Origin of the sequence: Lederbergia galactosidilytica (assembly GCF_017873565.1) — a bacterium.
Taxonomy (GTDB): domain Bacteria; phylum Bacillota; class Bacilli; order Bacillales; family Bacillaceae_C; genus Lederbergia; species Lederbergia galactosidilytica.
The window spans coordinates 46,063-55,578 of sequence record NZ_JAGGKH010000024.1 but is presented as its reverse complement, the minus strand read 5'-3'; the positions used below and the strand labels follow the sequence as shown (position 1 = coordinate 55,578).

The window sequence follows — 9,516 nt, the reverse complement described above, 5'->3', positions numbered from 1 at the left end:
GTTTGTCAAGAGCGATTGCGGTAGCTTACCACCACATTTAGACCGTAGAGCTACGTTTAGGCTTTTGTTTTCATAGAATTTTTGACACTACCTAATAATTTACCATAATCATCTACTTCCCTTCTTTTAATGCAGGAGTAGATTCACCAACATACATATCGCGACCTGCTCCTAGTCCTGATAAGATCGTTCCAACAGAAACAACAAGTAAGAATGATAATGGTAATGTCCAAGATTGGGTATAATCGAATAGGATACCAATCAATATTGGACTGACCGCAGCCAATAAATACCCAACTGACTGAGCCATCCCAGACAGCTGTGCAGCTTGTGTAGAATCAGCCGCACGCAAACTAAATAAAGTAAGAGCTAAGCTAATACACGCACCTTGAGCTATTCCTAATAGTAAAACACAAACAGAGAGAAATACAGTTCCCCCACCAATTAACAATCCACTGAGACTCGCAATGTAAAAAACCCCCACAACCATGACAATCGGACGTTGGTTTTTCAATTTCCCTGCCAATACGGGAGTGATGAAGTTGGCTGGCAAACTACAAAATTGCATAAAACTTAACATCCAACCTGACGCAGCGATACTAAAGCCTTTATTCACCAATATTTCTGGAAGCCAAGTGATAGGTCCGTAAAAAAGGATCGATTGAAGTCCTAGAAATAGAGTCACTTGCCAAGCTATCGAAGAACGGAACATGCTTGTGAACGATAAGCCTGCTGGCTGTAGCCCATGTTTTCCAGCAAATTTCAACACTTGGGGAAACCAGATTATCGCGGCAATAAGAGCCATCGTCCCCCACACAAGCAATGCCTTATGCCACCCGAGACCAAGCCCCTTAGCTAAGGGTATGCTTAGTCCTGAAGCAGTTGCTGCACATAATCCCATTGAAGTCGAATAAATACTAGTCATAATTCCCACTTTATAGGGATAGCGTTGCTTCACAATCGCCGGTAATAAAACATTACAAATTGCAATCCCAATCCCAATAAAGGCGGTTCCGAGAAAAAGAAGATTTAAATTTCCAGATGAACGAATTAGGGCTCCAATTAACAACACAAGTAAACTGACAAAAATAGTTGCTTCATTTCCCCATTTTTTTCCAATGATGGGCGCTATAATCGAGAAAAGAGCAAATGCAAGTAACGGCAAAGTTGTAATCATTCCGGCTACCCCATTGGATATATTAAAGTCCGTGCGAATCGTGCCAATCAGTGGACCGACCGATGTAATCGCAGGTCGCAAATTAAAGGCGATAAAAATAATACCGAGAATTAAAAGGAAACTTTGAATAGATGATTCCCGACCAAGTTGTTTATCGTTCATATATATACCTCTTTCTTCAAGAAAAAAGGGAGTTTCTAATCAAGGAGATTAGCTAAGAGCCACCTTATAACACGGCGTTTTAATCTAAATCCTGTGAATCTGCAACTGACAAATCTCCGGATCTAGAAGGATGTTTTCCCCATTCTCAGTTGACCTTAAGTATCCGCTGTATACAGCTTGACATTACTTTCTAACCGCCAGGGTTAAATGGTTAAAATTAGGACATGATCAATAAATAGCCCCTTTATGTAAAAGCTAACATTTGTAAGAAAAGATTCATTCTTATACGATAACATATATAGGGCTTATTTTTGAATAATTTTGGTAAAAATGACTGAGGTGATGTCGATGAAAGCTATTTTAGTCGAAGAAGAGGATCAATCATTATATATTGGGGACTTTGAAAAGCCTAAAATTGGCTCTGATGAAATACTTGTAAAAGTAAAAGCAACTGCTTTAAATCGAGCTGATTTATTACAAAAGCGAGGATTATACCCGCCACCACAAGGTGCTTCCCCAATTTTAGGACTTGAAATGAGTGGCATTATCGAAGAGCTTGGTGCTGAAGTTACTGGTTGGCAAAAAGGAGATCGTGTTTGTGCTTTACTTCCCGGGGGCGGCTATGCTGAATATGTCTCCATTCCAGCTGGCATGGCTATACGCATCCCCGAAATACTTTCCTTTGAAGATGCCGCCGCCATTCCTGAAGTCTTTCTCACCGCTTATTTAAATATGTTTTGGCTTGGCGACTTAGAACAAGGACAAACAATTCTGATTCACGCCGGGGCAAGCGGAGTAGGAACAGCGGCCATACAACTAGCTAGAGAAAAAGGAGCTAAAATTATTGTAACAGCCGGAACAGAAGAAAAAAGAGAGCTATGTCTTTCTTTAGGGGCTGATTATGCCATTGATTATCGAGAAGGACCATTCTCTGAAAAAGTAAAGGCTGCCACAGATGGTAATGGTGTTGACCTAATTCTTGATTTTATTGGGGCAAGCTATTGGAAAGAAAATATTCACTCTTTATGTATAGATGGAAAACTTATTATTATTGGAACAATGGGAGGAGCCAAAGTTGAAGATGTAGATCTTGGTTTGCTATTGTCTAAAAGACTTCAAATTATCGGGACAGCTTTACGAACACAGACTCCCGCAAAGAAAAGCCAATTAACTCAAGACTTTTCTGGCTTCGCTTTAGATAAACTTGCCTCTGGGGAAATCAAACCTATCCTAGATTCTATTTGGGATTGGAAAGAGGCCAATCAAGCACATGCCCATATGGAGCAAAATCGAAATGCAGGAAAGATTGTACTACGAGTCAATTCGTAATCTAGCGGATTACAATTTCAATTTCAGCCTAACCCTTTATCAGGACCAAGTATGAATGAACTCCCAACTCATTTTCTTTTTGAAAATGGGTTGTTCTTTATTATATTTAGCAAAATTTAAATTTCTTCAAAAGATGATTGCCATAGCTAAAAAGCTTAAAGAAATATGCCACTTAATAATCCCCATTTGTAGAACCCTTTTTCTCCCTAAGTTTTGACACCTTTTTTGGATTCTGAATATTTTCTATTTAATTGCTGTATTAATTAAACTATTTTTGTGAAAGCGAAACTAATCGAAATATAATTTGTAATTTCACCAGTATATTGATCGCCCTTTTTTTCTACGATAGAATAATCAAACAAAACATCATTGACGTAAGTGTTAAGATCATAAAAATACATTTTTTAAACATTTGAAAACCCTTTTTCTTTTTTTATTAACTTAAGAAAGGATGTACATTAATGAAAATAAATAGAAGTGTCTTTTTCACAATAGTTTTAATATTAATGTTAGTAATAATTTTTTTGTTGTATCTATTGATTTCTAGGCCGATTGGATCGGTTAAATTATATGAAGATCTAAATACAGCAACGGAATACAAAGACATCGAAAAACTTATTGATGATGAATACATCGATCATTTTAGTGAAACAGATTTTAAATTATTAAGAGATATTATGGATAAGGATAGCCCAAATGGAATAAATGAGTACTCAATATTTGAGTACAATGATAAATGGATATTGATTAAAAAATCTCCAGGAACTGAAAACAATATTTTAAATATAAAAGTCTTAGATGAAGATGAGATTAAATCGTTGAGTCAATTTTTAAATTAATTTCATTATCTATCCCCTCCTTTTTTAGTCGGTAGACTATCCTAATTATAAACACGAATTATTTTTGAATTAGTTCCACTTTAAAGAGAATTTTTTAATTGAAATATGTAATTCGATAGATTCGGGAGAATCAGGAAATGAAAAGAGCTGAAGTGGGAAAGTGCGCATTCACAACGTTAAAGAATTTTTTATTTGCTTGTTCCACTAAAGCACTCTTATAAAAGAAGTGTTGGTGCTTCATAGGAACCATGTCCTGTATTATACTTTGTTTAAGCTTCGGGTTCATTTAGGTATTACTCACTATGAACTATTTTTTTACTGGGTCTATCATCTATCTCAAGATAAATATCACTTTCTTTATGGGATATAAGATAAACGAGCGTTGTATTTTTATGTTTTGAATCTTTCTTAATAGCTAAAGCTAATAGGAGACATAAGTAGAGGAATGAGTGAAAATGAATGTAGTTTTAACTGTATGTAGGCGATTCTTCTTAGAGCGGTTCCATGATCAATCAGCCTTAATGGCTTACTACTTCATGCTGGCTATTTTCCCTTTTTTAGTATTTTCATTTGCAATTATTAGCCTGCTCCCCGTCCAATCAGAAGATGTGCTTACCATATTAGAACCTTATATCCCAAAAGGTAGCTTTACTTTAATCGAAGATAACATCATGGGGATTATTGGAAGAAATCAGACAAAGCTCGCCTCTTTTAGCTTACTTGCTGCCTTTTGGATTGCTTCTATGGCTGTTCAAGCGCTTGTCAGATCGATGAATGAAGTCCACCGGGTCATTCGCAAAGAAACTTTCTTACTTTCGTTGGGAAAGGATCTTATTTTGACAGCCGGGCTCATGATTACATTAACAGTATCTCTATTAATTCCAATTGGAGAAGAAATCGGACGAGTCTTCTTAGTTGCCCATATCTATCTACCAACGGCTTTTTATCGTTGGTGGGCAGTTGTGAAATGGGGTACAGGCTCTATTTATTTATTTTTCTTTTTTTTGCTTTTATATAAAACGGTCCCAAGTTCGAAGATTCGTTTTCAGCATGCATTGCCTGGTGCCATTTTTTCAACAGTTGGTTGGCAAACGGTAACCATTGGCTTTTCCTATTATGTTAGCTATTTTGCCAGTTATACGAGGCTTTATGGGTATATGGCTAACATGATTGTCCTGATGATTTGGTTTTACTTTACCGCTGCGGTGCTGTTGATAGGAGGGCTCATCAATGCCTCTTGGATCGAAAGACACACATGAGTTGCTTTTGAAGGGAAAAAGGCGGCTAATTTGCGGGGAAAGACACAAATACATTGTCCATAAACTTCATTCATTGTATCTAAATGTTAAAGTGCCCCTTAAGAGGTTTACTTAAGGGGCACTTTAAACTGGGACAGTTCGGAAATTTTTATATTTGTAATCTTTGTTTTGGTTGATTATAAACTTCCTCATCTAATTCACCGGTTATTTTGCCTGTCAATACTCCCGCTGTCATACTTCCACTTACATTTAAGGCTGTTCTTCCCATATCAATTAAGGGCTCAACTGAAATTAACAGCCCGACGATGCCGATTGGTAAATCCATCGCTGAAAGGACAAGTAACGCAGCAAATGTTGCTCCTCCTCCTACCCCTGCTACTCCAAAGGAACTAATCGCTACAATTACAACCAAAGTACCGAGAAATACGGGATCAAGAGGGTTGACACCAGCTGTAGGGGCAACCATAATGGCTAACATGGCAGGATAAATACCTGCACAACCATTTTGCCCAATTGATAATCCAAAGGAACCGGCAAAATTAGCGATTCCCTCAGACACGCCTAATTCTTCGTGTTGGGTTTTAATATTTAATGGCAATGCCCCAGCACTTGAACGCGAGGTAAAAGCAAAAGTTAAGACAGGAATCACTTTCTTAACGTATGTGATTGGGTTTTTACCAGCGAATAGTAGTAAAAGTAAATGAACGATAAACATAAGTATAATCGCCACATATGAAGCCAGCACAAATTTACCTAGTTTTACAATTGCTGAATAATCACTTGTGGCAGTTACTTTTGCCATTAGCGCTAAAACTCCATAAGGTGTTAACCGAAGAATTAACGTCACCATTCTCATCACAATTGTGTAAATCGTTTCAATAATTTTTGCGAAAAACTCTCCATGCTCTGGCTCTTTTCTTCTTACACCTAAATAGGCGATTCCGATAATTGCGGCAAAAATCACTACTGCAATGGTAGAAGTAGGCCTTGCTCCTGTTAGCTCCATAAAAGGGTTTTGTGGAAATAAACTAATAATTTGCTGTGGAATTGACATATCTTCAACGTCCCCAACAGTTTGTTGTAGCTGTGTATTTTTTTCCGCTTCCGCTTCACCCGCTTCTAGCTCAATACCTTCTAATTGAAATCCTAAAGAGGTTGCAATCCCAATCGATGCAGCAATCGCAGTTGTCGCAATTAAAATCCCAATCACTAAGGCACTTATCTTTCCTAAATTGCTTGTTAGCTTTAACTTTGTAAAAGCTGACACAATCGAAATAAACACAAGTGGCATGACAATCATTTTTAGAAAAGATATATAACCACTACCTACAATATTAAACCATTCAATCGAATGATTAGTTACACTCGAATCTGTTCCAAATACAAGGTGAATATAAAGTCCAAGTACAATTCCTAAGCCTAAGGCAGAAAAAACACGCTTCGAAAAGGAAAGATGCTTTTTTTGCATGTAAAACAAAAGGCCTATTAGCACGAGGAATAATATAATGTTGGCGATTACCCACAAAGTATTCATCAAATGACTCCTTTCCTAAGCAGGTATAGATCCTCCATAATATATTCCCACAATTTCGGATTCATAACCAAGATTATGGATTGAAATAAAAAAGTTTTCCTTCTTCTGCTTGTAATATGGCGGGAATTCCAAATGGCAAGGTAACTGTAGGTTCACAATGTCCCGCCCTTATATTCATTAACGTAGGTTTTCCAAATGGAGCAATAATTCTTCGAAATAAATCTCTTACTTGAAAGCTCTTCGGATCGCTGGATTGACAACCGGTCCAGCTGCCTAATAGAATCCCCTCCGCGTCAGCAAACTTTCCGGCTAAAGCAAGCTGTGTCAGCATTCGATCAATTCGATAAGGCTCTTCCCCTATTTCTTCTAAAAATAAGATTTTCCCCTTCGTATTAATTTCAAAAGGTGTACCAAGTAAACTGGTGATAAGTGCTAAGTTTCCTCCAGTTAAAATCCCTTCTGCATTCCCAGGTACAAGGCATTCCATTATTTTTCCAGGTGGGTTCTCTATTCTCCCACCCAAATGGGCATTTGTTATAACTGAGAGCAATGCTTGAAGTGTAAAGTCAGAGGCTGAAATTAGATCAGATGCAGGCATAGGACCATGTATTGTAGCTAGTGCACTTTTCTGTTGTAAAGCGATATGTAAGGCAGTGATATCACTATAGCCAATTAACATTTTCGGCTGAGCAGCAATAAGTTCAAAATTTAAAAATGGAAGGATTTGCATTGCTCCATATCCGCCTCGTAAGCAAAATATCGCATCAATGTCAGGATTAGCAAACATTTGATTCAATTCATTCGCACGTAAGTTAGCGGAACCTGCCAAATAGCCTCCTTCATTTTGGTAACATGTTAAGCCAATTTCCACATAAAAACCAAGCTTTCTTAAAATAGTAATCCCTTTATTTAGTTTATCTTCATCTGTTGGACCAGCAGGGGCAGTAAGGCCAATTTTAGCTCCCTTCTTCAGTGCTTTCCCTTTATTCACCTTTGCATCACTTCCCATTCTATTTATTTTAATTTACGTTATATCCTCTTTCTTCATGTTATTCCTGTTTACTTAATCAATGTATTCTATTTTATCATTAACTATTGCTTACGAACTTTCCTACAATATTGCTGAAAAATCAATAATGCAATGAAAAGTACACAACCTAGAATAGTATAAATATGTCAGAGGAAAGATGACAAATCCACCTTCCTTTCGTTAATATAAAAAAAGAGAAACTTTTTAATTGGGGAGGATAAGATGTCATTTAACGAATTCATGCCATACATTAAAAGAATTAAACTTCTCAAAGAACAAATTCCATCTTATTCTAAATACCCTTTCCACTTACCTGCTGTAAAATCCTTAGATGAACTTACACTTCATCCCCAGGTTACATATCTTATTGGTGAAAATGGAATGGGTAAATCCACTTTATTAGAGGCGATAGCGATTGCATATGGATTTAATCCGGAAGGTGGGAGCTTCAATTTTAATTTTTCCACCTATGACTCCCATTCATCTCTTGACCAGTATTTACGTTTAGTTAAAGGCGTTCAGAAGCCTAAAGATGGATTTTTTCTAAGAGCGGAGACGTATTATAACGTTGCTTCGAATATAGAGGAATTGGATCGCGAACCATTAGGTGGAAATAAGGTGATCAATCAATTTGGTGGTGTTTCTCTACATGAGCAATCACATGGAGAAGCCTTTTTCGCTACATTTTTGAATCGGTTTAGAGGACAAGGTATTTATCTATTAGATGAACCGGAGGCAGCGTTATCTCCCTTACGTCAATTATCCATGTTATCACGTATGCATGAGTTAGTAGAGCAGGATTCCCAATTTATTATTGCTACTCATTCACCTTTACTAATGGCCTATCCTCATTCTACTATTTATGAGTTCTCTGAGGATGGAATAAAGGAAACATTACTTGAGGAAACTAGCCACTATCTTCTATTCAAACAGTTCTTTGATGACAAAGAAAGACTTTTACACCATTTATTTTTATAGGTGCCACTTGAATTTTGCTGAAAGAAGGTTGAAAAGTTTGAATGTGACCATTATTGGTTTAACCATTGTATTAATTCTTGTTTTACTTTTACCATTTACCGTGAAGATTGTTGAAGAAAATTTAGAGCCTTTTTTATTTTTAATGGGATTAGCTGCCGCGTTTATAAGTCAGGTTCTTGATCGGTCTTTATTTTTCAAAGCCCTAGAAGATCCTATTCATATTACTTTAGCTGTATTAATTGCAGGCTTATTATTTCGGTGGTTACAGACACCCATTGAAAAGGGAATTTTAGGATTAAGTCGAGCCATTCCTAGTCGGCTATTTATAGCCTTTGTTGTTATTATCCTTGGCTTAGTTTCCAGTATCATCACAGCGATCATTGCCGCTATTGTACTCGTCGTGATCGTAAGCGTACTTCGCCTTGACCGCCAATCAGAAATTCGTCTTGTTGTCTTAGCCTGCTTCTCTATAGGATTAGGATCTGCCTTAACACCTTTAGGTGAACCTTTATCAACTATTGCTACAAGCAAACTTGGGGAGGATTTCTTCTTCTTGATGCGTTTGATTGGTTCTGATGTCATTCCAGCTGTATTGATCTTCGGAATTCTTGCTGCTGTATTAGTTAAGCCACGAAAAGATCAATCAGGTCTTTCTTCTTCTCTTGAGGTAGAGAGCTACGGAGAAATTATCATTCGCGCTATCAAAATTTACCTTTTTGTCATGGGACTTACTTTACTTGGAGCTGGATTTGAGCCTTTCATCGAAAAGTACTTACTTGGAGTTAGCCCATTATTGCTTTATTGGATTAATATGATTTCGGCTGTTTTAGATAATGCTACATTAGCCGCGGCAGAAATTAGTCCCTTGATGGAGGCGCCAACGATTAAAGCCATTTTGCTTGGACTTATGATTAGTGGTGGGATGCTCATCCCTGGAAACATCCCAAATATTATTTCAGCGGGAAAACTGAATATTACAAGCCGAGAATGGGCCCGCTTTGGCGTTCCAGTTGGACTAGCTGCTATGATTGTCTATTTTATCGTTATTTTAATCTTTGGCTGAGCGCAGGCAGAAGTTCCTATTTAATGACGTACAAATTTGGTTTAAGGATGAACACATTATAAAAACATCCTGTTCACTTACACGATCAGACACTGAAAGTTAGCCACTATTCCTCGTCACAAGCTAGAAATTTAACCAATAAAAA

Annotated in this window: 8 protein-coding genes; 5 read left to right on the top strand and 3 right to left on the bottom strand. The window is 37.3% G+C overall.

Annotated elements, in window-relative coordinates:
* Nucleotides 1-112 precede the first annotated feature (112 nt).
* Nucleotides 113-1,339: a CynX/NimT family MFS transporter gene (locus J2Z23_RS19380; protein WP_064468809.1), complete on the bottom strand. Its 1,227-nt coding sequence runs from the start codon at nucleotides 1,337-1,339 to the stop codon at nucleotides 113-115.
* Nucleotides 1,340-1,687: 348 nt separating this feature from the next.
* Here J2Z23_RS19380 and J2Z23_RS19375 point away from each other — a divergent pair, with 348 nt between their 5' ends.
* The 3 genes from J2Z23_RS19375 to J2Z23_RS19365 all read left to right on the top strand — a co-directional run bounded on the left by J2Z23_RS19375 (nucleotide 1,688) and on the right by J2Z23_RS19365 (nucleotide 4,766).
* Nucleotides 1,688-2,668, top strand: coding sequence for an NAD(P)H-quinone oxidoreductase (locus J2Z23_RS19375; RefSeq protein WP_057985694.1), 981 nt, complete (start codon nucleotides 1,688-1,690; stop codon nucleotides 2,666-2,668).
* 461 nt (nucleotides 2,669-3,129) lie between these two features.
* Entirely contained in the window at nucleotides 3,130-3,507 is a 378-nt protein-coding gene (locus tag J2Z23_RS19370; protein WP_057985696.1) for a hypothetical protein, read from the top strand.
* 455 nt (nucleotides 3,508-3,962) lie between these two features.
* Complete coding sequence (locus J2Z23_RS19365; RefSeq protein WP_057985698.1) at nucleotides 3,963-4,766, top strand: YihY/virulence factor BrkB family protein; 804 nt, start codon at nucleotides 3,963-3,965, stop codon at nucleotides 4,764-4,766.
* A 148-nt stretch (nucleotides 4,767-4,914) separates the two neighbouring features.
* Here J2Z23_RS19365 and J2Z23_RS19360 read toward each other — a convergent pair whose 3' ends face one another.
* Both J2Z23_RS19360 and J2Z23_RS19355 read right to left on the bottom strand, forming a co-directional pair.
* Nucleotides 4,915-6,300 (bottom strand): L-cystine transporter, encoded by a 1,386-nt coding sequence (locus tag J2Z23_RS19360; RefSeq protein ID WP_064468807.1) that lies wholly within the window; start codon nucleotides 6,298-6,300, stop codon nucleotides 4,915-4,917.
* A 73-nt stretch (nucleotides 6,301-6,373) separates the two neighbouring features.
* Complete coding sequence (locus J2Z23_RS19355) at nucleotides 6,374-7,309, bottom strand: S66 peptidase family protein (protein WP_238482864.1); 936 nt, start codon at nucleotides 7,307-7,309, stop codon at nucleotides 6,374-6,376.
* A 243-nt stretch (nucleotides 7,310-7,552) separates the two neighbouring features.
* Between J2Z23_RS19355 and J2Z23_RS19350 the strand changes: the two genes are divergently transcribed.
* Both J2Z23_RS19350 and J2Z23_RS19345 read left to right on the top strand, forming a co-directional pair.
* A complete protein-coding gene (locus J2Z23_RS19350) occupies nucleotides 7,553-8,308 on the top strand; it encodes an AAA family ATPase (protein WP_209974885.1) in 756 nt (251 codons plus the stop codon).
* 7 nt (nucleotides 8,309-8,315) lie between these two features.
* Complete coding sequence (locus tag J2Z23_RS19345) at nucleotides 8,316-9,371, top strand: DUF1646 family protein (RefSeq protein WP_238482863.1); 1,056 nt, start codon at nucleotides 8,316-8,318, stop codon at nucleotides 9,369-9,371.
* The last annotated feature ends 145 nt before the right edge of the window (nucleotides 9,372-9,516 follow it).

Excerpts from the sequence above, each read along its gene's own strand:
- J2Z23_RS19380 (WP_064468809.1), bottom strand. The coding sequence starts at position 1,339 with ATGAACGATAAACAACTTGGTCGGGAATCATCTATTCAAAGTTTCCTT.
- J2Z23_RS19375 (WP_057985694.1), top strand. The coding sequence starts at position 1,688 with ATGAAAGCTATTTTAGTCGAAGAAGAGGATCAATCATTATATATTGGG.
- J2Z23_RS19370 (WP_057985696.1), top strand. The coding sequence starts at position 3,130 with ATGAAAATAAATAGAAGTGTCTTTTTCACAATAGTTTTAATATTAATG.
- J2Z23_RS19365 (WP_057985698.1), top strand. The coding sequence starts at position 3,963 with ATGAATGTAGTTTTAACTGTATGTAGGCGATTCTTCTTAGAGCGGTTC.
- J2Z23_RS19360 (WP_064468807.1), bottom strand. The coding sequence starts at position 6,300 with ATGAATACTTTGTGGGTAATCGCCAACATTATATTATTCCTCGTGCTA.
- J2Z23_RS19355 (WP_238482864.1), bottom strand. The coding sequence starts at position 7,309 with ATGGGAAGTGATGCAAAGGTGAATAAAGGGAAAGCACTGAAGAAGGGA.
- J2Z23_RS19350 (WP_209974885.1), top strand. The coding sequence starts at position 7,553 with ATGTCATTTAACGAATTCATGCCATACATTAAAAGAATTAAACTTCTC.